This is a genomic window from Dulcicalothrix desertica PCC 7102, assembly GCF_003991905.1.
GTDB lineage: Bacteria > Cyanobacteriota > Cyanobacteriia > Cyanobacteriales > Nostocaceae > Dulcicalothrix > Dulcicalothrix desertica.
This window is the reverse complement of sequence record NZ_RSCL01000006.1, coordinates 109,726-132,511: the sequence shown is the minus strand read 5'-3', so window position 1 is coordinate 132,511 and position 22,786 is coordinate 109,726. Positions and strand designations below refer to the sequence as shown.

Here is a 22,786-nt window from a genome sequence, read left to right as displayed (position 1 = left end):
CACAAGAGTAGGATGTTAATTTGGACTTTGTTCTGGCATCATGCATTTGTCAGAGTCACAACCTGCGGGGCCTGCTTCTGACATTTCGCCAAAGTCGTATTTTCTGAGAGCGTCATAAAAGTCATCGTTATTACGGCGCCTTTCAACTTCTTGGCTTAGTTGTTCGTATTTTTCTTTGGATATTGGCTCGAATGGTAAGCGGGGGAAGGTTTGCAGGTCGTCGAAGCGCGCGAGTAATGCAGCGCTGATGTATCCTTCGTCGTCGCGGATGGCTTCGTAAATGCGGGTGCCGAGAATTTCGATTTCGTTTTCTCGTAATTCAATGGTGGCTGAGGTGTTGTGTGTAACGTAAGATTTTTGCACTTGCATGTAAAAATCTGTTTGCGCCAAGGCATTGAATTTACTGATATCGATTTTATCGGCGCCTGGTAAGTCAGCCCAAGATACAGCAACAGGTATTTCTACAAGCCATTCTGTACAACGTGGGTCGAATGGGTCGTTGAGCAAGTTGCCGTTTTCGTCTTTGTCTGATTGCGAAGGTACAATTGGATATCCGTAATCTAAACATGCGAGAGCAACGGGGTCATTTTTACGACATGTGATACGACGAATAAAGCGCTGTGCCTTTGGTGGGTGCCAACCTGGAGAGGCGCCTGTTAGTAAAGATTTTGTACCACTAGGTTGAACGGTTGTACAGCGGTTTGGACGTTTTAAACCGTGTCTGTCGCAGTATTCCCACACAGCTTTATGAACTATATTTTTCCAGTGATTTAGATATTCTTGCTCTTTGGCTTTAAATATTACACCTTGAGGTGTTTCTGGGCGCCCTTGTTCCCACCAACGTAACCAGTCAACACCAAAAGCGTGAACAAAGAAGTCAAATAGTCCGGTAAACGAAACACCAACAATAGGGTCGAGTTCACGACTATATTGATAACGCGGTTCGAGGAATTTGTGGTGTAATAGTGCTGCTACAGATAAAGCGGCTGCGGTAAATGCTTCTTCTTGTTCTTTGTAATTGTCAGGGTCGAGTAAATTTAAATGTACCTCTGCTAAATTACAAAAGAAGTTAGAACCAATAATTTCTCCGCAAGGATTTAAACCAAACCTTCCTAAGCGATGCTCTAATTCATTGTCATCTATATTTGGATGACGTTCTTGCAGCCATTGTTTTGCTTGTCCTTGCGAGTAAGCTTTAAGAAAATCTATTTTTAATTCTTTAGTTGAAAGTAAGTCGCAATTTGAACGCGCTACTGCTTCACCTGCCCATTGAATGGCGCCTTCTCCGCTGTAATATTGCTTACGTACTGCATCAATACATTCTTCTTTGGTTGGTTTGTAGTGAAACACACGGCTATGGTTTGCCATACGTAATGCATCACGTTCTGGGTCAATACGCCAGTTGCCTTCTGCATCTTGCTGCCACAGGTTTGCTTTGGCATCAGCAAATAAAGCATCATCGCTGGCGCCTTGACGAATCCCCGCACTTCGCCGGATGTTCCCTGCAACAATACATACAGCAGCTTGGTCAATTAATAAGCAACATTCAACTGAGTTTAATTGTCTACCAATTGCTTTATTGAGAATAGAAGCACAATTTGTATAAAGTTCAGGTAATTTTACAGGATTTGCAACTCCACCAAATCCTTTTAGTGTTTCACCTGCTTTACGAACATCGCTAAGGTCAACTATAACTTTTACTTCCGAAGTAAAACGCTCGTCAGTGGAAAGTTCAAGTACAGTTTGATATGACTTAACCCAACCTTGGCGACTATCTCCTACATATATAGTTACTTGATTTGCTTCTACTTTTACTTCTGTTTCTTCACGCCGCTGTTCTAAAGGAGTGGCGCCTATTTCTCCTTCTAATATTACATGTAGCTTATTGCGAATAGGTGGTAGTTTATTGATATATTTTGCTTCTAGGATGGCGCCAGTACCACAGCCCATCATCGCTAAGTCCATCATTAACCCGAAGGCTTTCCAATCTTCGAGATTTGTAGACGTACAATTGTATCCACCTGAAAAGTTGGTAGGTTTTTTGATCCAATCAGTTCCACCCACCCACAACCAGCGTCCACTTGGTAACGCCTTTATACTACGCTCCATTTTGGTCAGGAGTTCCGCTTCTTGGGGTGTTAGCTTACCTAACTCGACTAAACCATTTATAGTACGTTCGCACACCTTATTCCAGCTTTCTCGCATTCCTAAGTCGTTACGACGACTGTAGGTTCTAAAAAATACGGGGTTGGCAGCAGGGGCTGTAACTGGAAATTCTGCACTCTGGGATTTACGCTCAAGCTCTCGAACCATAAAACAAGTCTTTTTGTTTTCAGACACTTCTTGACAGATTAAGACTATACGTTAACTAGCGGCGCGAAAAAAGGATTGCCAAATATGGGAAATTACGCTCTACCTTATGTATACTCGTTCCGCTGTATGATAAATATTTGTTATGACTACTACAACACTACCCGACTGGCGCCAAATTCTCACTGGTGTACTACATCGTAATCGCAAACAACCCTACTCCCGTTACTTTCAATTAGCAACTGTCCAAACGGACGGTTATCCAGCTAATCGCACGGTGGTGTTTCGCGGATTTTTGAATAATACAAACCAATTGAAAATAATTACTGATAGCCGTAGTCAAAAAATAGAGCAAATACAGCACCAACCGTTTGCAGAAGCTTGCTGGTACTTTACAGAAACACGTGAGCAATTTAGGCTTTTAGGTAAACTAACGTTGATAGGCGCCTCTACTTCGGACACAGAACTTTTAAATGCGCGCACTTCAACTTGGCAAGAATTATCAGATAATGCTCGCATCCAATTTGCCTGGGCACATCCTGGTAAAGAACGAGCAAACCCGGAAGCATTTACACCACCACAACCCGATGCAGTTAAACCTTTACCAGAGTTTTGTTTATTGTTGCTTGACCCAGTAAAAGTTGACCATTTGCAGTTGCGGGGAGAACCGCAAAATCGTTACTTATATACACGTGACGAACTCGGAAATTGGACTTGTTTAGAGATTAATCCATAATGGGCGCCTTTTTGTAAACACGTAAAAATAAAACTCAAAACTTAAACCTAAGCATTTTAACTTTGCAAATCGTAAAATTAGATAATTTCTCTATGACTTGCGAACTATTTCTTTCGTCAGTGGTATGTATCATATTTAATTTCTACAACTGATTGTTATCTACATTCAGAATTTATTTATGGAACCTTCGCAACTGAGTCAGGAACTACGGCAAGGTAAAAACCCTAACATGAGCAGGCGCCGTGCAATTATTGGATTATCAATGCTAGGTGGTTCAATGGGGCAACTTGTTACGCTCTACCAAACAGGAATAATTAGTCATTTACCTGACCCACCAGTTCCGATTTTCAACGCAGATAAAGTTGACGCTTCTAACTATGCTTATAAACGTTTCAATGCTCCTGATGGACCTTTGATGATAGCAACATACGCTTTAACTGCGTGGTTAGCTTCTATGGGTGGTTTAGAACGTGCGCGTCGTAATCCTTTAATACCAATAGCAATGGGTGTAAAAATTTTATTTGACTGCGCGACCAACGTACAACTAGCGCGCGAAGAATGGCAAGAAAATAAAGCTTTGTGCGAATACTGTCAAGTTGCTTCAGTATGTTCATTCGCATCGCTAGCACTTGCATTACCAGAATTTCTATTAGCTACGCGCGTCTTACTTGGAAAGAGAGATAAAGAAACCACAGCAAGTAACACGTAGGGTGCGTTACGCTACGCAAAAACTACACTCAACACAAAAAATTGTGTAGCGTAACGCACCATCAATAATTGTTGTATTTTACTTGCGGCTACTATTTTGTATATGTTTGTGAGGTTTAATTATTTTGTGGAATGGGCATCCTTGCCCGTTCCAAAGAGGGCGGGCAAGGATGCCCACCCCACAAGAAATTTCAATAAAAATTATTCCATCAACCAGCCAAATAACTCACCTATAGTTAACTGAAATGCATTAGCCTCATATGGTACAGGAAGTAGCTGGTCTTTTTCATCAAAAATTTCTACTAATCGGTCAGGTAAATATATTAATACAGATTCTTCATCTGGGTCGATTAGCCAACCCATTTTTGTTTGATACTTTAAACAATGAGATATATTCTTCGTAACTTTTGTTTGGCTCTGTTCGGGTGACAAAATTTCAATTGTCCAGTCGGGTGCTATGGGAAAGACATTCTGCACTCTACCATTACGTTGACGGGGTATTCGCTCCCATAAAAACACACTAATATCGGGTACAAACGAGCGTCCACCAAATGTGCAGCGAAGCTCTGTGTAAGCACGCGCTATCTTCTGCGGTTTGAGGGCAATATTAATAGTGCTAGCTAGTTCAGTTTGAATAGTGCTATGTTCACCCTGTGGCATTGGCTTTTGAATTATTTGACCATCAATATACTCGCTTGCAGGTTCGGTCTCTGGAAGTTGCAGAAACTCTTCCAGGGTCAAAGGTTTAGCGGGCGTTTGTACCATTTTATTTCACCTTCTTGACTTCGGGAGTCATTATTATTATTTTAGCTACTTAGAACAACTGGAGGTGGCGCCGCTACGAGTAAGACTTGCTTTAATGTTGCCAAGCATGATAAAAATCAACATAACTCATCTTTAGGGCACAATGATAAATTAGGTTATAAACAGCTTCATAGCGATAAGAAGTACTATTATAACTAGATTTATTCAAATTAGTTTTCAAGCTTTTAACAAATTGTGGCAAGTGTTGAGGTTGTAAGACACAGATTAATTTATCAGATAGTTCTATAAGCTGAGATTTATAAGAGAAATATTGGCAAGGAGTCGTACTATATTCTTCTTCGTATTCCGGCACCAAAGAGTTTTGAAACAACTCCAGATAAGATTTCATCATTGTATCAAGCACATCAGTATAATTTTGATTCTCTTTGATTGATTCTGAGTATCTAAAAGCCTGATACATATTATCTGAATGAAAGAATTTGTGTGACGAAGCTAAATCTATTAATTTATTAACAACTTGGTGATGGTAGTGACCAGCTTGTAATAAAATATTTTTAGCTTTTTCACAAACCCATTCACAGCGATTAAATTCTAATACTTCAAAAAGAATATTAATTGCTGAAATAACTTAAAGCTTCAGCAGCGAGAAAATACGTGCGGTATCGGTAAAAGCTTCCACAACCGTCATCAAAGTTTATCAGCGCTTTGATAAATTCGTCTTTTTGTTGGTTGGAAATATTGTCTCGACTAAACCAGTGCAGAATTTCTACTTTGCTGTGTGGTTCAAAGATTTGGTAATTACTTTGTTCTAGATTACCGGGAATCTGATTGAAGAAGCGTTTGTAATCATTCATCGCCTCCTTCCCACCAATTGTGTGGGGTACTAACGACTTGTAAAAATGATATTAATCTTAAATCGTTAAATATGCAAGTAGTGGCAACGGATGCAACGGATAAGTTATCTAAAATTGACTATCCGTTACATCCGTTCATCATCCGTTGCTAATTTAAATTCCTGAACCGTCGAGAAATTGTTCGATTATTTTATTGTTGAGGCGGCAGGATTGTCCCATACTAGTTTCTGAGTCATCAAATATTTGATGATTATTCATACCTGCGTATGCAAATGCGGGCACATTGTCTGGCGCCAAGTCTTTGTTTTGTGATTTTTTCAACTCTGTTACTTGTTCTTCGAGTTGTTCTAATCTGTCTACTAATGCTCGAATTACTTGGGCTTCAGCATCGGGTAGGCTAGCATGTTCTAGTGGATTTACGCGCACACCAGAGCGATATACTATACGTCCCGGAATTCCTACTACAGTACAATCTGATGGAACATCGCGTAGTACTACAGAACCAGCACCAATACGAACGTTGTTACCAATTTCGATATTACCCAAAACTTTGGCGCCAGTACCAACAACAACGTTTTCACCAACAGTTGGGTGACGTTTACCGCATTGCTTACCAGTACCACCAAGCGTAACACCTTGATAAATCAGCGCATAATTACCGATTATCGCTGTCTCACCTATTACCACACCCATACCGTGGTCGATAAATACACTTTGCCCAATTGTGGCGCCGGGATGTATCTCAATACCCGTTAAAAAGCGGGCAATGTGCGACATAAAGCGCGGGATAAAGGGAATATTTAGACGGTATAATCGATGTGCAAGTCTATGAAAGAGCAGTGCTTGCAAACCGGGGTAACAAAACATTACTTCTAACCAGTTGCGCGCAGCAGGGTCACGCTCGAATATAATGCGAAAGTCGGCTAGGAGTGTAGATAACACGTTAATAGCATCCTCGTTTTGGCAAAATAAGCTCTATCTTAATATTAACGTTTTTTGGCGCCATCTCCCCTTAGTTGATAGGCTAGTAGTAAATAGTGCTGAGTTGAAAGTGCTGAGTGCTGCACTCAGAACTCAGCACTCAGCACTATTTATGAAATTTGGTCATTTCAAATAGCTGTTTGGCACTGTTACCAAGAAACCCATCGAATAGTATTCGCTGACCTTCAACCTCTACCATATACCGCTCGGCGATTTCATAGTAAGCGTATGTCCAAGGAATTAATATCTCTTGCTCTGTTTCATCTACTACAGTAACTAATTCGGTGACTGCTTGTGTTGCTGTTTGTCGCAAACCCACATTTACCGAACCTTCAATTTCCGCTTTCATTGGAACACCTAAAGAAGCTAAAGCGTTTGCAGTAGACTCTATATCTGGATATTGGGGAGTGTTTTGACGGTTAACGTATCCTGTAAAGTGGTTGACTGCATACCCATGCAAAAGTACCCATGCACCATATTGACTAATTTCGCTGACTTTTTCTACGACCGAACGAGATGGTGGTTGCCAAGGACGAGTAAATATTTGTGTTGGGTCAATAGACTTAGCCATTTCAAAGTTGATATTTTTGAGATTGGCGCCTTTTACTGTGTCATATATTAATGTAGCTATGTCAGGTGGTAGCTGTTCTACAATTAATTCGCTAATAAATAACTTTGGCAAATCATATTCTTGTTGTTGAGGGTGACGATAGTAACGTGCGTAAAGATGGTTTGGAAAAAAGTACTCGTCTACTGCTTCGTACCCAAATGCACGTAGCATTGGCTCAAATAATTTTATACCCAGATTGACTTCATCTATATTTAAGCGCAGTGAACGGAATGCAATGTGGTCGTTGGCAACTGTGGATTGAGCGTTTGTTATCATTTCTTGATATACACGTGCGTAGCTGACTCTGGTGAAATATTGGCGCCAGAGAGTGTTCCAAAAATGTGTAATATCTATAGGATGTACCATTTGTTTATTTTATAGGGAGTTCGATGATAAATTCTGTGCCTGTGTTAGGTGTGGAATTGCAATATAATTTACCGTTATGTTGTTCGACGATGATTTTGTAACTGATGGATAATCCTAAACCAGTACCTTGACCGACTGCTTTGGTTGTAAAGAAGGGGTCGAAAGATTTGGATTTGATTTCTTCAGTCATTCCTATTCCATTGTCGGTAATATATTATGTGAATGTGTTTTTTATGACAAAATTTGTAAAAAGCTCGTTGTAAGCACTTTAGTGTTTGCATGAAGAAAGCACTGAAGTGCTTATTACGAGCGTCTCCAGAGCAACTTGAATTTGTTCAGCATCAATAATTAATGGTGGGCAAAAACGAATAGCAGCTTTACCACAACCTAGTAATAGTAACCCGTGATGAAAAGCAGCTTGGAGAATAGCATCGCGCTTATATGTACTCAAATTGCCCTCTGCATCTAAAATATCTACTGCTACCATCAACCCTTTCCCACGTGGTCGAGAAATTTGACCGTAACTTTGATGCAATTTCAATAAACCCGCTTGTAACAATTCTCCCATTTGAGTTGCATTATCCATCAACCCATTTTCAAGTAGCTGTAATGTTGCAATACCCGCAGCACATGCAACTGGGTTTCCACCAAATGTAGTAGCGTGAGAACCAGGTTTCCATGTCATAATTTCACTACGAGCAATAATGGCGCCCAAAGGTAAACCGCTAGCAATACCTTTTGCTGTTGTAATAATATCTGGCGCCACGTTCCAATGTTCAATAGCAAACAATTTTCCAGTTCGTCCCATCCCAGACTGAACTTCATCGACTATCATCAAAATACCGTGTTTATTACATATCTCACGAATACGTTGTAAAAACCCATCTTCAGGAACTATATATCCACCTTCACCTTGTATAGCTTCTACTATAATTGCTGCAACTTCATTAGCTGGCAGTATTGTTGTAAATAACTGTTCCAAATAATCTAAACTTGTGTGTGTACCGTAAGGTATGTGAGTAACTCCTGGTAATAGAGAACCAAAATTTGCTCGTTGTACGGTTTTAGAACCAGTCAAAGACATTGCTCCATAAGTGCGTCCATGAAAGGCGCCTAAAAATGCCACAATCAAATTACGACCAGTATAATAACGCGCAAGTTTAATGGCGCCTTCATTAGACTCTGCACCTGAATTACTAAAAAATACCTTAGCTTTACCCTGGAAAGGCGCCCGTTCTGCAAGCATTTCCGCCAAATCAATCATTGGCTCATAGTAAAAATCAGTACCAGACATATGCAGTAAATTAGCTGACTGGTCTTGAATTGCCCGCACCACATCAGGATGACAATGACCAGTTGAAGTAACAGCAATACCTGCCGTCATATCTAAAAACACATTACCATCAACATCTTCCAGCATACACCCTTCACCTCGTGCAACAACTAACGGATAATCACGGGTATAAGAAGGTGACGTTACAGCATGGTCACGTTCAACCAACATCTTCGCACGTGGTCCAGGTAACGAAGTCAACAACTTAGGCGAACGTGGCAATGGCCTTTTTACAGGTATACTTAACATTGCTTGTATATTTAACTAAATATAGATTTAGTTATTTTTACGACAAGTATCATTTTCATTCTGTCACTAAAATAACATATTCATGACTTGCACAATTAAATAAATTTTCTAGTTGTTGATTTTTGTTTATTTTGATTCATTAGTATTAAAGATTTTTTATTAATTTTTAATTCCGTAGTCGTTCAACTTCTGCTACACTTAACCCTATGGTTTGACTAATAGTTTGTACATCTAGGATGCCAATAAGTGAGCGTGCAATTTCAATCGCTTTTTCTTTTGCTCCTTCTTGTTTACCATCCTGTCGTGCTTTCAAAATAGCGTTTTTACTGTCGTGAAGAAACATTTCTCGTTTTTCAAGCAATTCTAGCTCTTTTCTAGTTAACTTGCTCTCTCTAGCAACTTCAAATGCATGATTTATTTCTGGTACTTCTTCCATAGAAGCAGGAACTGACTCGAGTGTGTTTGCTGCTTTCAGGAAATATAACCACTTATCTGATAAAGTTTCTAGTTCTGAAAGTTGTTTATTAAATTTAGGTAGCTCAACGAATACAAGTTCAATATCATCGCTATAATCTGTTAAATCATCTTTTTCTTTCAACTTATAACGGGATATAACTTTATTACTGTTTTCAAACATGTCAAAGTCAGTAATCGTCAAAGCTATTACTGGGTTTAATAACGTATAGTCTTCACCAACTCTAAGTTGTATTGAAAAGGCTTTCGCTGCATTGTATAGTACTCGCTTCTCAAAGCCTTACACATTTAAAACCTGCCCTTTATGCGTGGCGCCTGATAAGGGTCAAGAATTACTAAATCTAATATAACAGGTTTTTCTTCATACAAAATTGCATTGAGAAAACCAATTAATATATCTTTACTTTGTTTGGAACCAAAGATTTTTTTAAAAGCGAAATCTGTTTTAGGGTTAATGAAGGTCATATTTATTAGACCATCCAAGCTAGTTGTGATTTTAGAACAATAGTATCATAAATTTTGTTGTAGAGTGTGTTCTGTTATGTAGGCGCCGTTACTGATACGTTAACACTATAATAAATTTGAGAGTTAATGGATTTATATAGAATAAGGGCAATGTCGATTACAACTGTAGATGCGATTGTAGATTACTTTATATATGTAGCTAACGATACAGGTTCATTTATAAGTAACCTGAAGCTACAGAAGTTGGTGTATTATGCTCAAGCTTGGCATTTGGGAATTTACGATACTCCGTTATTTGATGATGACTTTGAAGCTTGGGTGCATGGGCCAGTTATTCCTTGGTTATTTCACAAGTATAAGGAATTTGGGTGGAAACCAATTCTTAAAGAAGTACAAAAACCTGAATTTCCACCAGAGTTGGAAGAGTTCCTAGAGGAAATAACAGAAGTATACTTTATTCGAGAAGGCTTAGAACTTGAAATGATGACGACTCGTGAAGACCCTTGGATATATGCTAGAAAGGGTTTAGCAAGAGATGAACCGTCTCATGCGATTATTACTCAAGATTCTATGAAAAGTTATTATAAAGAACGTGCCGCGTAAAAAACCCAAGGAAACAGATGTTCGTCGTACAACATCGGTTGTTCAACCTATAGAGCCAGTCATACCCAAAGGAATTGGTTTTTCTTTTCGGTATCTTCAAAACGATAACCCGAAATTCTCGTTTAATAATAGAGATTCTAGATATTTTGAATCTTTATTGTTAAGATTGCGAGATTTATCAAAGCTAACAGTTTCAGAAATTATTAATAACCGTAGTAAAAGTCTTCGATGTCATTTGATTACATGGGAAGACACTACAGAACCTAATGGTTTTGGAATACCGAATGAAGAGGAAATTGTTACTTCAGCTTATCAATTTCAAATTTCTTCAAATGAACACGGTCGAGTTCATGGCTTTTTTATCGAAAATATTTTTTACATTGTTTGGTTAGACCCTAATCATAATCTTTATCAATGAATTGTTGTAGAGACGTGACATGTCACGTCTCCACATTGTCACGTCTCCACATTGTCACGTCTCCACATTTGTTTAATATGTTAATCGCGGTTGTCAATTTGCGCGCGTTGTAAGCTTCCTGAAAAATCTACATATACAGTTTTCCATTCGGTGAAAGTATCAATAGCAGCGCTTCCTGCTTCGCGGTGTCCGTTACCTGTTTGTTTGACTCCTCCAAATGGTAAATGAACTTCGGCGCCTATAGTTGGCCCGTTAATATAAGTAATACCTGCTTCAATATCACGCATTGCTGTAAACGCACGGTTAACATCACGGGTATATATAGAAGATGAAAGACCGTAGTTTGTATCGTTGAGAATATCTATCGCTTGTTTAAATGAGTTTACTTCGATTAATGCGACTACTGGGCCAAATATTTCTTCACGAGCTACGCGCATATTTGGAGTGACGTTATCTAATATAGTAGGTTGGAAAAAGTAGCCTTCTTTGAGTGTACCTTCGCTTGCTATTCCACCACCTATTAATATAGAGGCGCCTTCAGAGCGAGCAATATCCATATATATTCTGACTTGTTGGAGTTGCTTGTCATTAATAATGGGTCCAATTTCTGTATTTGTGTCATAACCAGCACCCAAGCGTAACTTACTTGCACGCTCTTTAAGCATTTCTGTGAATTTGGCTTTGATATCGCGGTGTAAAATGAGACGACTTGTTGCGGTACATCGTTGCCCTGCTGTACCAAATGCTCCCCATACGGCGCCATCAAGTGCCAATTCTAAATCAGCATCTTCCATAACTATCTGGGCATTTTTGCCTCCCATCTCTAAACATACCCGCTTATGGAGGCGCCCACAAATTTCTCCAACTAGCGAACCGGTTTGAGAAGAACCAGTAAACGAGACTAAGTTCACGTCGGGATGTTCTACTAAACTTTTACCAGTTTCTTCCCCAATACCATGCACTAGGTTAACCACACCAGGTGGAAAACCAGCTTTCTCAAAAATCTCAATTAACTTAGTTGCACAAGCGGGTGTATCTTCAGCAGGTTTTAAAATAACAGTGTTACCACATACTAATGCTGGCATCGCTTTCCAACAGGGAATAGCAATAGGAAAATTCCACGGAGTAATTAAAGCGCATACACCTATTGGTGTTCTAACGGTCATCGCAAACTTGTTAGGCATTTCAGAAGGAGTCGTTTGCCCGTATAAACGGCGCCCTTCCCCAGCACTATAAAAAGCACAGTCAATACCTTCTTGCACATCACCGCGTGCTTCGGTGAGTGGCTTACCCATTTCGCGACTAATTAATTGTGCTAACTCTTCTTTGTGAGTCAGTAATAACTCTCCAACTTTAAATACATACTCAGCGCGCGCAGGTGCAGGAATTAGGCGCCAGTTCTTGTAAGCATTGCGTGCTGCCATTACCGAAGAGTTGACATCTTCGTCGGTAGAACGGGGAAAAGTAGCGACAATTTCATTTTTAGACGCTGGGTTAATACTTTGCAGCCTATTGTCAGTGTTCTCTAACCATTTACCGTTGATGAAATTACGACAAGTAAAGGTAGCAGCCATAATTTATAACTCCAAATAGGTAGTACACTGATACAGTTGCATTTAGTTTCGCTCGAATTTTAGAAATCGTCAATATATTTATCCATATGCTTCTGGTGCGTGACTGATGGCACCCTACATTTTCTGTATTCCAATTGCATAAGTCTTAAAGGTATGACTTTTTGACTAGTTTAATAGTGACTTTCGTCATATTGTGTTGAGTTCTTGCAGCTTATATTATGAAGCTATCAACCAGTAGTGAGATTTAATGACAGAAGCGGATTATTGCTGGCGGTTCAGAGTATATAGATACTGGTAGGTATTGGGTAGCTGTCCAGAGCGGGTATCTTTAAAGTTTATTACTTATTCTACATATTTACATTTTATTCCTCATATTCTATTTTTCGCTCTCTTGTTTCATGCCAAGAGAGCGATTTTTATGGAAATATTACTAGAACTCCCACTGGAGAACCTGAACCTTGTTGCAATAATAAAGGCGCCACGACAATTTTAAATCCACGCAAAGGTAATTTATCAAGTCACGTTCTACCAATACCCAGTTCTAATAGCTTATTTTTTACAGTCATAATACTTTTTATGTAGTATACAGGCAACTCATTGTAGTATTGTGCGACATAATTAAGATGCTTCGTTCCTCAGCATGACATAATTATTCCAAATAGGGATGCTCCCGGTAAGAAAGCATCTCTATGGCAATATTGCTATAACTCCAACTGGAGAACCTGAACCTTTTTGCAATAATAAAGGCGCCACGACAATTTTAAATCCGCGCACAGGTAATTTATCAAGGTTTGTCAAATTCTCTAATATAATGCGGGGTTTTTCTAGAACCATCCGGTTAATAGTAAACTTCGTATCAAGACCACCATCAACACCATGTGTATCAATTCCTACCCCTGTTATGTGACGCTCTCTAAGTAATAACTTTGTTGCTTCGGCGCCAAACCCAGGAAAATGCATGTTACCATTTGCGTCTTCACACATAAAAGCGCTAGCATCATGCCATTTTTTAGACCATCCTGTATTTAATAACACAACGCATTCATGGGGTATTTTACCGTGTTGTTGTTCCCAATCTAAGATATCAGAGATATTTAGCGTGTAGTCAGGGTTAATAGTCGCTTGTGTACTGATATCAATTACAACTGCTGATGCTAATAATGATTCTGCTGGGTATTGGTCGATGCTGGCGCCGTCTTTATAGAAACTAATTGGTGCATTCATGTGAGTAGCGCTGTGTTCACCAATTGTTAGTTCGCGTAAAAAGTAACCGTGGGTTTCAATTTGTGCGACAGGTGTAAATTTTACAGGTGGGTCACCTTGCCATTGGGGAATGTTGTTATTGATGATGTGGCTTAGATGAATTATATTGTTTTGAATAGCTCTTGTGGGATGGGCATCCTGCCCGTCCCTGGTATCATCACTGCACAGCTTGGTTTTGTCACTGCACAGGCAAGATGCCTGTGCTACGGGTGTTAACTGTGCTATGGGTTTTGTTAATTTTTCTAGGGTTGCTGCCATGACATCGCGTGTAAGTCCTGTGACAGTACATATTAATGCTTCTCTGTAAACACGTTGTGCATTATGGTGCTTATAATTAGCGGCGCCACTTGAAACTGTAACAGCAGCATGAGCAATGCGTGTAGTTAATTCAATAGCCCAAGCACGTAAATCTAACTTTCGTGCAAAATCAACATCTTTATTTACTAATGCATCACGAATAGTTGCACGACAATCATTCAACTCATTCTGCAACGAAACATAAGCATTAGTAATAAACGGTAAATTTTTCTTGCGTGCTGTCATCTCAATAATATCTAAACCAGCAAGCGCGCATCCCGTAGCCAAGAAAGTAGATTTTAAAACATTACTTTTATCCTGCTCATGAATCCAACCAGGAGGTTTAGTAAATACCACACATTGCGAAGCCAAAAACCAATTACTAAAAACAACCTCTACAGTATTAGTAGATGGCATAGCCGCCAAATCAGCGACCGTACTAACACTAACAAACCCATCTTCCTCAAAAGGCGCCATCCCAAACAAAGCACTCCCATCAGGTAAACTAGCAGCCACAATGAACTCGTGAAAAACACCCCAACCCGTCACCCAAGGAACCACCCCATTCAAAATATATCCACCATCAACTTTAAAAGCAGAAATAAGTGGTGTCCCTTCACGTCGTAACTGTGAAAAACCAACACCTAATAAAACCTCACCCTTACTCACACGCGGTAAATACTTCGACTGCAACTCACTATTACTGCTGTTTACCAACATACCGACAGCACTTTGGTGTTGAGTTTGTAAAAAAGCTAAGGCGCCACTATAACGAGCAACAAGTTCTTGAAATATACCATACTCAACTTCTTCTACTTCCTTTCCACCCCAAGCACGAGGTAAACGCAGTGCTAGTAAATCCAAATTTCCCAACCCTCGTAGAGCTAGAAAAAGTTCATTACTGTCGCTATCAATAGCATTTGCATTATTTTGTACTTCTGTAAGTAAAAACGATTTAATGGTATCAATTTGATTCAAGTCGTTGTTCATAAGTACAAGGCGCCGTATTTTGGGGAAAACAAAAATATAAAACAAACCCTTGCCTCTTTGCCTCTTCCCCAAAAAATAATCCCCAGCACACCCCCGTAAATACCGGGAGCGCACAGGGGTTCAAATGTTGCAGCAAAAAGTGAATTAGTAATAAGTTAACAGCTTTAGAGTTAAAATCTAAGTAAATTTAGATTAAGATTTGGTAAAGCAGGCTAAGTAGGGATACAGAGTTACTGACCAGAACTGAGTAATGTATCCATAAAGCTACTGATTTGGCTTGATTTTGCGCTTCTACCCAGAAAATTAATTGCTGTAGGCGTAGGCTTTTCAGTATTAATTTTTTTATCTAGATCGAAAATATTACGTTTTAAACGAAGAGTATGGGGAGAGGGTAGACACCCCCCATTTATAGTTATGAGTTTTAACTCCTAACTCCTAACTTAAAATTTTATGGTTCAAAGCGACATCGTAGAGAGTCAAACACTTTTTCGATTTTTGGAAGCGCGTTTTCGCCGTTAGTAATTATACTGACATTTCTTTCTACACCATTGTCAGTAATTTTTACTAGATAGCGAATTGCGGGAACGGGTGTAGTTTGTTCGTCAAATATTTGTTTTCCGTTTTGAACTGAGACAGGAATGGTTTTTCCACACAGCACTTTGTTCTCAATTTTAGAGTCAGTTGGAATAAAGTCACCCTGAAAAATTTCCTGAAGTGTATCGTCTAAGTTAACTGTGTCTTCATCTGGTGACTGTACTACAGGGACTTTACTAACGAAGAGTGTTACATCTGGTGGACTTGTTTTACTTGTGATGATAGCAATATTTTTGGCGCCGAAATTTAAACCAGCGACTCCTTTGGCGCCACCAGGTATCTGATAATCGAATAAGCTTTTAGCAATTGCTTCTGCTCTTGCTGGAGTTAGTACATTAGTTAGCGTTTTTGTTGCAACTCCAACTAAAGCGGTACCTACCAATCCTAATGCTCCCAGCAGAATTAAAAGTAATTCCCATACTCGTACTGGATAATCAGGTGTAACATTTGTTGATTCTTCTTTCATATATAACCCTGAACACCTAACTTAAATCGACTCCTAGAAAACGGTTAAAGAATTTAGAACGCCATACTGCTCTTAGTATAAAACACCACTCAAATGCTACTAAGACCAAAAATAGACAATCTTGCCAGCTTAATACAGCTAGTTCAAAAAAGCGCCGTAATGGTGGCAGCGTTAGAACTACCATATATACTACAAATAATATTGATGCAGCAATAGTGTAACGCCAGTCATTACTCAAAGGTTCTGCGGCAACCCAAATTCTCGCTGGAGGTTTGAGGAAGGGAAGTAAAAATAAATGGCACAAAACGAGAATACTTACCAAAGCTGTACGGGGAAGTGTGTAGTCAACGTCGTTAATGTTTTGACCTGGTGGTAAATCTAAAACGGCTCTAACGAGATAGAGTAAGAAAACCAACAGTGCAACTAATGTCATCGTCAATGTGGCAGGAATTGTAAAATGCATCAACGAGCGAACCATACTGCTATGCTTTGTTGTTTCTCCTGGTTTTGCCCAAATTGGAAATACTGCTGTTGGTAGTCCTACTCCAAACATTGCTAGTAGTGCGCTATGTTTGTTTAGTAGTGGGAAGCTATTGGCTACCATACCTGTTGAGAAAATAAGCAGTGCGACACAAAATACCCTAACTATAAATAGTGCTAGTGAGTCACGAATACCGTTACGAATTCTTTGACCTTCTAAAAAGGCAAATGGTAGTGCTGCAAAAGAGTCTTTAAGTAAAATAATATCGGCAACACTGCGAGTTGCTTTTGACCCACTCTCCATTGATATAGCCAAAGATGCTTGTTTGAGAGATAATACGTCATTAACTCCATCACCAATCATTGCCACATAATTACCCTGTAAACGTAGTGTTTGTACTAGTTTGGCTTTTTGTTCGGGGGTAATACGACCAAAAACAGTAGAAGTTTTTGCCGCTGCTGCAAATTGAGAGTCATCCATTATTGCTAACTCTAAACCCGATACAACGCTAATATCGTCACGTAACCCTGCTTGTTTAACGAGTGCTGCTACTGTGTCTGGGTTATCTCCCGAAATAATTTTGAGGTCGATACCTGCTTTGTTGAATGAATGTAGTGTCTCACTTGCTTGCGGACGGAGTTTATCACTAAAGACGATAACACCTAGAGGCGTGAGTGTACTTGGTAAAGCTATTTTTTCTGGTTCTTCACTAATTACATCCAAATTTTCTGTATAAGCGAACAAAAGTACTCGCAAACCTCGTTCAAAGTTTTCTTGGATATAATTATTTATTGATTCGGGTAATGATATTGATGGAGCTAATATTTCCGGCGCCCCCAAAATAAAAGTACCATGTGGTTCATCATCGAAAGTAATTGCACTCCACTTACGCGCGCTAGAAAATGGTATTTCTGCCTTACAAGATCGCTTATTACCACTACAAGATGACTCAATTGCCTCACTAGTACGATTAGGCGCCGTTGTATTAGTTACATAGTCACCTAATCTTTGTCGCAATTCGGTTTCACTAATCCCAATCGGTAAAACTCGCTGTAGCTCTATTTGATTGCTTGTTAATGTTCCTGTTTTATCTAAACAAAGTATATTTACGTGGCTAAGTGATTCTACTGCATTGGCTTGTTGAATTAATACATCTTGTCCCAACATTCTCACTGCTGCTGTACCATAAGCTAAAGTAATCGCGATTAGTAAGCCACTAGGAACTAAGCCAGCAACAACCGCAGCATGTTGAACGATATCAGCTAAAGTATAAGAGCGACTGGTAAAGCTAATGCCAACTAAAATCCATAAATAACAGGCAAGTAGTAGTAATATGCGAATAATTAAGTTAATTTCTTGCTGTAGCGGTGTATAAACGTGACGAAATGCCCGCGCTCCACTCATTAGTTTATATGCTACCGTTTCGGCGCCAACTTTTACAGCTTCAAAACTTGCGGCGCCGTTCACACAAAAAGTACCAGAGTAAACACTATCTTGGGCGACTTTGGATATTAAATCAGATTCACCCGTTAATAAAGACTCATCAACATCAATGCGACCATCACCAACAACAACCCCATCAACTAAAATTTGGTCGCCAGCAGCAAGGACTATAATATCACCCTGAACAATTTCTGTAGGGTCAATGTCGCGTTTATTACCTTCGCGAATAACAGTAGTATGAGGACGGTTAAGCAAAGCAATTTCGTCAAGCTTGCGCTTCGCCCATATTTCTTGGCAAACAGCGATAATAACACCGCTAGAGATAATAACTACAACCAGAAAAGCATCGCTATAACGGCGTAGTAGAATCATTACAGCGCTAATCGCAAAGAAAACGATATTAATAAAATTGAATATATTCTCGTTTATAATTTGGCGGTACGAACGGCTCGTTTGCAGAAACACATTGTTGCCAAGACCTTCTGCACGCCGCTTTATCGCTTCTTCCTCCGTTAGACCTTGCGGTTGTAAGTAGTTATCCATTAAATAAGGCAGTGGTTAATCAAAGTGCTAGCTGTTCTAATTTGACTCTTTCCCTGCTGAAGCAAGGGAGATTCACAAGAGGTTTTAGGCTATATCCTCTTGTATCCCAGTTTCAGGATTTTCACCCTTAGATTTTGGGTTCCCAGGCTCAACACGTTTGCTCAAGGTAGAGCGTGCTGATTTCTCCTTACGTTTTTTCGGGCGTTTAGCAGTTTTATCCGCTGGTTCCACGCAGTCCCCGTGTACCTTTTGGTATTCTATCAATTCAATTACTCTATCTCGAATTGTTTTTGCAGCACCGATGTCGGCATGTTCGTGATGACCACATTGAGAGCAAATGAATTTTTCATTATCTCTACTTGCCTTATCAATATAACCACAATTTCTACACTCAATGCTAGAATTTTTCGGATTAATTTTAACTACAATCTTTCCTTGCTTCGCAGCGAGATAATCGATTTTTAAAATTAATTCATTCCAGCTAGCATCTGAGATAGCACGATTTAAATATTTTTTTCTTGATTGTCCATTGGGTAAAAACCTCCCTGTATTATCATCGATTTTTACTTTACAACGTCGCAGAATTCCAGCAATGTTTAAATGTTCCACACCAATTGCATCAACTTTACGTGATACAATAGCGTCAGCTATTTCCCATTGATAGGCTTGACGTTTATCAGCAATCTTTTTGTGTAATCTACCTACTGCACGACTTGCACGCTTCTGATTATTACTATTTTTCTTTTTCTGGCTAACTCGACGCTGCCTAACTTTTAGTATTCTCCGGGTCTTTTTATTCGTTGCAAATTTAGGATTATCGATTTGATGTCCATCCGATAGATGAATCAGTTTTACAATGCCTAAATCACAACCAATTACTTTATTTACTTCTGACAGGGGTAGTGGTACATAATCAGGCACAGTTTTGTCTTCAATTCTAACAGAAATGTACCAACCGTCTTGACGCTTACGAACTGTTGCAGCTTTAATTACAAAGCCTGGTGGTATTGGTCTAGAGTCATAAAAACGCATCCATCCCAATTTGGGTAAATAGATTTTATTCCCACTTACTTTAAATCCCACCTGATAGGTGAATGATGTAAAATTACTACGATTCTTAAATTTTGGAAAACCGTTACCATTAAAGAAATTTTCATAAGCAGTATCCAATCGTTTTACATTTTGCTGTAATACTGTCGAATCAATTTCTGCATACCAAGGTCGAGCAACTTTCAATACTGGCAATGCCGTGATTTGGATATCTCCAACGCTACGACGTGGAGTTTTACCACTATAAGGTAAATTATTCAAATCATAAGGAAGTAAACAATACTCTCCCATTGGTACTATGGTATTTTGATTATCTTGTTTCCACGGCTCACCACTGGCACCATTCTTGCTAACAAAACAACTAATAGGACATGCTTCAGCTTTTGTTCTAATATCGCAATAATCACCTTGTATAAATTTTTGATTATATTGAGATATTCTATCATTCAAACACCAATTGTAATGGCTACGTAGCATATCAATCCAACGAACCATTTCATGACTTTGAGTAACATTAGGCTGAAGCTTATACACATAGTTTGTTAGCAATTTAGACTTACCTCCTTGGTTTAGTAACTATTAATAGTATATAAAAATATTGTCAATATATCAATACTAAATTTCAAAAAATCGCGCTGGCGCTTATGCGTGTTCTATTTCAGAGATACGAAAATGAAGTGTGTTGTAATAGTTACAAATATTAAATATTAAAAAACATAAATAATCAATACAGATTATGAGCATCGTGTCAATATTCCAATCATAAATAATTATAAATAAAGAGTGTGATTGATGGCTAAAGCCATCCTAAAAGCTTTCATCCCCGTCTTTTAATTATCTCTGATTAAATTCTAAATAACATCCCCCTCTTGTCGCACAGGCTTTTCGGCCTGTGCAGTCACATAGTTATAAAAAACACCGACGACTAATTATATTTACCACAGAGACACAGAGGACACAGAGAGTAATAGCGAGTTTAGCAGGACTGGAATGGACATGTTGCTCATTATCTACTTGATGAAGTATGCCATAATCGATACCAGTATATTAGGATTTGAATTAATGGTTTGGGCATCAGGGCAAAAATTACAGAACGAAAAATACACAATCGAAGAAAGAATAGGCGAGGGTGGTTTTGGCGTTACTTACTGTGCCAGAGATAATAATGGGCGCCGTGTTGTCATTAAAACTAAAAATTAGGCGCCGAAGTAATAAAATATATCTTGAATCAAAAAATATAAAAATTGTTACTAGTATTTTTGTTTAATTACGTATTTATCGCAAAAAACACGCTATTTTACAAGATTAAAGTGTGTAATTAGGGTAATTTTTATACCAATGACTCACTCTGGAATTCTACCCCTGATGTTAGCTACGCGCTTATTGCTGCTCCTTCTCGTAAAAAATTGTCGGTACAATTCACAACCTACGCTCACTTGACCTCCAGAAAGTTTAATCAGTCCCATACTGCTTAACTTGTGAGTTAGGATGGGGTCGAAGGAAACAGTTTCATTGGTATTCAAAACAGTATCAAAAGCTTGTGCTAACTCAGGCTGTTCTTGCAAGGTTGCCCAGTGACACTGCAAATGATGAGAATAAATTCCTCCTTCAGTGGGAGCATTTTCTAGCAGTTGCGACACAGTTATCTGCTTTCGACTTAAATGATATAGTGCTAGGTGTACTAGCGCCGGATGTCCCTCAACCATTGCCATTAATTGTCTAGCTTCTTCTCCATCTACCCAGTCGAGTTTATAACGTTGGGCTAACTGCTGCACTTCTTGTTGTGTGAAGCAATCTAACTGAATTGGCAGTCCCACATTGAAAGGAGACTGGTTAAGTTCGAGGGGAACGTAAATTTCTGTCGAGTGAACCACTAATAGGCGAAGCTTTTGCCAAATTGGCAGCCTTTTTGCTTCTTCGTACCAAGAACGCAACAGAGGTAAAAAATCTTTCGCTACTTGGGAATGCTCGAAAATATAGTTTACCTCATCCAACGCTAAGACCAGAGGAGTATTAATTGACTCTAGTAGATATTCTTGCAAGTAGAGAGTGCAGCTAATTTTATTTCCCATATCTTCATCCCAATACTCGTCTAACATTGGTTGAAGCTGAAGCTGGCGAGTAATATTAGCACACAACCAGCGTAAAAGTTGATTCAAATCGCTCAAAATTGCCTGCTCGACTTGTTCACAATTTAAGCTGATAGTATGGTAGCCCTGGCGGTTCGCATAGTCAAGAACCCTTAGTAGCAGTGAAGTTTTGCCCATTTCTCTAGGAGCTTTAATCCTGATTAGCGCTCCTGGTTTCCCGATTTCTTGATAAATTTCCTCCTCAAGGAGAGAACGTTCGAGGTAAAAGGGAGAATCGAGAGGAACTGAGCCACTAGGATAGCAAGGTAATGTATTTTGGTTAACATCCGGGAGAGGTTCTGCCAAATTTTGTCTCAAAGGTCTTTTCTGTGAGGCTGTTTGGGTGGTAGCATAAGACTCCAGCAGCGCCCGACAGTTTTTCTTGTTCACGCGCTGACCAATGCCTTTGGAGAGTCGCCCAAACAACTCTGGGGCAACGACATTGGTAAAGTAGCCAGGACTATAACCTGCCTCTACCGCCATTTGTTTGTAAGTTTTATACTGCCAAATGCCGAGCAAAATCAGTTTTTCTGTGGAATTAAGGGGACGATTGTGGCTCTCAATTAGCAGGCGGTCAACAATCAAAAATAGAAGATCAAGGTTCATAGAGATTATAGGCAAATGTCACTAAGATAAGATGGAAAGCGGACGCCTACTATGCTGAAGAAAGTAAAGGAAGAAGTTTTTTATAGCTCTACGACCACTAGCAAAGAGCGCGGTTGTGACAGCTTCCATCAATCTGCTAAAAGAGGAATTCAGTCCAATTTCATAACTTTATATGTGCCTAAAGGTTGAGAGTTTATTTTCGCTTGCAAATAGTTGAAATCAATATTTTTGAAAAAGCCTTATGCTACAAGGATTTCGTATTATCTTATCATGAGGGTGGTAGAAAAATGTTAAGTAGTTAAAGGACTTCAAGAGTATGATTCGTTAATGATTGAACGCCATAGGTGATAAGTCATCCAACTCGTATCATCCCTAAGCTTTCCCCTGATAGAGGTACAAATCTTTTCGATATTGGTGTTAATGTACTATTTTATTTATGCTATGGCGCCGATTTAGTAATGTATATTGACGGAAGCGC

Annotated in this window: 20 protein-coding genes and 1 pseudogene; 5 read left to right on the top strand and 16 right to left on the bottom strand. The window is 39.2% G+C overall.

What is annotated here, in order from left to right; translation table 11 throughout:
• Positions 1–15: 15 nt before the first annotated feature.
• Positions 16–2,313, bottom strand: a complete 2,298-nt coding sequence (gene nrdJ / locus DSM106972_RS14150) for a ribonucleoside-triphosphate reductase, adenosylcobalamin-dependent (RefSeq protein WP_127081312.1) — start codon at positions 2,311–2,313, stop codon at positions 16–18.
• A 142-nt stretch (positions 2,314–2,455) separates the two neighbouring features.
• Between nrdJ and DSM106972_RS14145 the strand changes: the two genes are divergently transcribed.
• Positions 2,456–3,046 carry an Npun_F5749 family FMN-dependent PPOX-type flavoprotein gene (locus DSM106972_RS14145; RefSeq protein WP_127081311.1) on the top strand — a complete coding sequence of 197 codons (591 nt, stop codon included), beginning with the start codon at positions 2,456–2,458 and terminating at the stop codon, positions 3,044–3,046.
• 178 nt (positions 3,047–3,224) lie between these two features.
• The gene (locus DSM106972_RS14140) at positions 3,225–3,755 is read left to right on the top strand and encodes a vitamin K epoxide reductase family protein (RefSeq protein WP_127081310.1); all 531 of its coding nucleotides are present in this window, start codon (positions 3,225–3,227) and stop codon (positions 3,753–3,755) included.
• A 200-nt stretch (positions 3,756–3,955) separates the two neighbouring features.
• Here the strand turns inward: DSM106972_RS14140 and DSM106972_RS14135 are convergent, their stop codons facing one another.
• The 9 genes and pseudogenes from DSM106972_RS14135 to DSM106972_RS54885 all read right to left on the bottom strand — a co-directional run bounded on the left by DSM106972_RS14135 (position 3,956) and on the right by DSM106972_RS54885 (position 9,851).
• Positions 3,956–4,519 (bottom strand): Uma2 family endonuclease, encoded by a 564-nt coding sequence (locus DSM106972_RS14135; protein WP_127081309.1) that lies wholly within the window; start codon positions 4,517–4,519, stop codon positions 3,956–3,958.
• Positions 4,520–4,610: 91 nt separating this feature from the next.
• Positions 4,611–4,979 carry a hypothetical protein gene (locus tag DSM106972_RS14130; RefSeq protein WP_127081308.1) on the bottom strand — a complete coding sequence of 123 codons (369 nt, stop codon included), beginning with the start codon at positions 4,977–4,979 and terminating at the stop codon, positions 4,611–4,613.
• A gap of 151 nt (positions 4,980–5,130) precedes the next feature.
• Positions 5,131–5,373: a hypothetical protein gene (locus DSM106972_RS14125; RefSeq protein WP_127081307.1), complete on the bottom strand. Its 243-nt coding sequence runs from the start codon at positions 5,371–5,373 to the stop codon at positions 5,131–5,133.
• Between the two features lie 153 nt (positions 5,374–5,526).
• On the bottom strand, positions 5,527–6,315 hold the full coding sequence (gene cysE, locus DSM106972_RS14120; protein WP_127081306.1) for a serine O-acetyltransferase: 789 nt from the start codon (positions 6,313–6,315) through the stop codon (positions 5,527–5,529).
• A gap of 145 nt (positions 6,316–6,460) precedes the next feature.
• On the bottom strand, positions 6,461–7,330 hold the full coding sequence (locus DSM106972_RS14115; protein ID WP_127081305.1) for a DUF1338 domain-containing protein: 870 nt from the start codon (positions 7,328–7,330) through the stop codon (positions 6,461–6,463).
• 4 nt (positions 7,331–7,334) lie between these two features.
• A pseudogene (locus DSM106972_RS14110) lies at positions 7,335–7,541 on the bottom strand (sensor histidine kinase); the annotation flags it as partial.
• Between the two features lie 57 nt (positions 7,542–7,598).
• Positions 7,599–8,912, bottom strand: coding sequence for an acetyl ornithine aminotransferase family protein (locus DSM106972_RS14105; protein WP_127081303.1), 1,314 nt, complete (start codon positions 8,910–8,912; stop codon positions 7,599–7,601).
• A 166-nt stretch (positions 8,913–9,078) separates the two neighbouring features.
• Positions 9,079–9,621, bottom strand: coding sequence for an Rpn family recombination-promoting nuclease/putative transposase (locus tag DSM106972_RS14100; RefSeq protein WP_267901120.1), 543 nt, complete (start codon positions 9,619–9,621; stop codon positions 9,079–9,081).
• A gap of 53 nt (positions 9,622–9,674) precedes the next feature.
• The gene (locus DSM106972_RS54885; RefSeq protein WP_267901109.1) at positions 9,675–9,851 is read right to left on the bottom strand and encodes a PD-(D/E)XK nuclease family transposase; all 177 of its coding nucleotides are present in this window, start codon (positions 9,849–9,851) and stop codon (positions 9,675–9,677) included.
• A 150-nt stretch (positions 9,852–10,001) separates the two neighbouring features.
• On the opposite strand from DSM106972_RS54885, the gene DSM106972_RS14095 reads away from it, so the two are divergent.
• Positions 10,002–10,454 (top strand): Panacea domain-containing protein, encoded by a 453-nt coding sequence (locus tag DSM106972_RS14095; protein ID WP_127081302.1) that lies wholly within the window; start codon positions 10,002–10,004, stop codon positions 10,452–10,454.
• Positions 10,444–10,872, top strand: a complete 429-nt coding sequence (locus tag DSM106972_RS14090; protein WP_186538523.1) for a hypothetical protein — start codon at positions 10,444–10,446, stop codon at positions 10,870–10,872. Before DSM106972_RS14095 ends, DSM106972_RS14090 begins: the two co-directional genes overlap by 11 nt.
• A gap of 80 nt (positions 10,873–10,952) precedes the next feature.
• Here the strand turns inward: DSM106972_RS14090 and DSM106972_RS14085 are convergent, their stop codons facing one another.
• The 5 genes from DSM106972_RS14085 to DSM106972_RS14065 form a co-directional block, all read right to left on the bottom strand.
• Positions 10,953–12,446, bottom strand: coding sequence for an aldehyde dehydrogenase family protein (locus DSM106972_RS14085; RefSeq protein ID WP_127081301.1), 1,494 nt, complete (start codon positions 12,444–12,446; stop codon positions 10,953–10,955).
• Between the two features lie 687 nt (positions 12,447–13,133).
• Positions 13,134–14,996 (bottom strand): cyclase family protein, encoded by a 1,863-nt coding sequence (locus tag DSM106972_RS14080; RefSeq protein WP_127081300.1) that lies wholly within the window; start codon positions 14,994–14,996, stop codon positions 13,134–13,136.
• 448 nt (positions 14,997–15,444) lie between these two features.
• On the bottom strand, positions 15,445–16,056 hold the full coding sequence (locus DSM106972_RS14075; RefSeq protein WP_127081299.1) for a hypothetical protein: 612 nt from the start codon (positions 16,054–16,056) through the stop codon (positions 15,445–15,447).
• Between the two features lie 16 nt (positions 16,057–16,072).
• The gene (locus DSM106972_RS14070) at positions 16,073–18,523 is read right to left on the bottom strand and encodes an HAD-IC family P-type ATPase (RefSeq protein ID WP_127081298.1); all 2,451 of its coding nucleotides are present in this window, start codon (positions 18,521–18,523) and stop codon (positions 16,073–16,075) included.
• A gap of 84 nt (positions 18,524–18,607) precedes the next feature.
• Complete coding sequence (locus tag DSM106972_RS14065) at positions 18,608–20,122, bottom strand: RNA-guided endonuclease InsQ/TnpB family protein (protein WP_127081297.1); 1,515 nt, start codon at positions 20,120–20,122, stop codon at positions 18,608–18,610.
• 447 nt (positions 20,123–20,569) lie between these two features.
• Between DSM106972_RS14065 and DSM106972_RS14060 the strand changes: the two genes are divergently transcribed.
• A complete protein-coding gene (locus tag DSM106972_RS14060; RefSeq protein WP_127081296.1) occupies positions 20,570–20,773 on the top strand; it encodes a hypothetical protein in 204 nt (67 codons plus the stop codon).
• Between the two features lie 143 nt (positions 20,774–20,916).
• Here DSM106972_RS14060 and DSM106972_RS14055 read toward each other — a convergent pair whose 3' ends face one another.
• Complete coding sequence (locus DSM106972_RS14055; protein WP_127081295.1) at positions 20,917–22,308, bottom strand: AAA-like domain-containing protein; 1,392 nt, start codon at positions 22,306–22,308, stop codon at positions 20,917–20,919.
• Positions 22,309–22,786 lie beyond the last annotated feature (478 nt).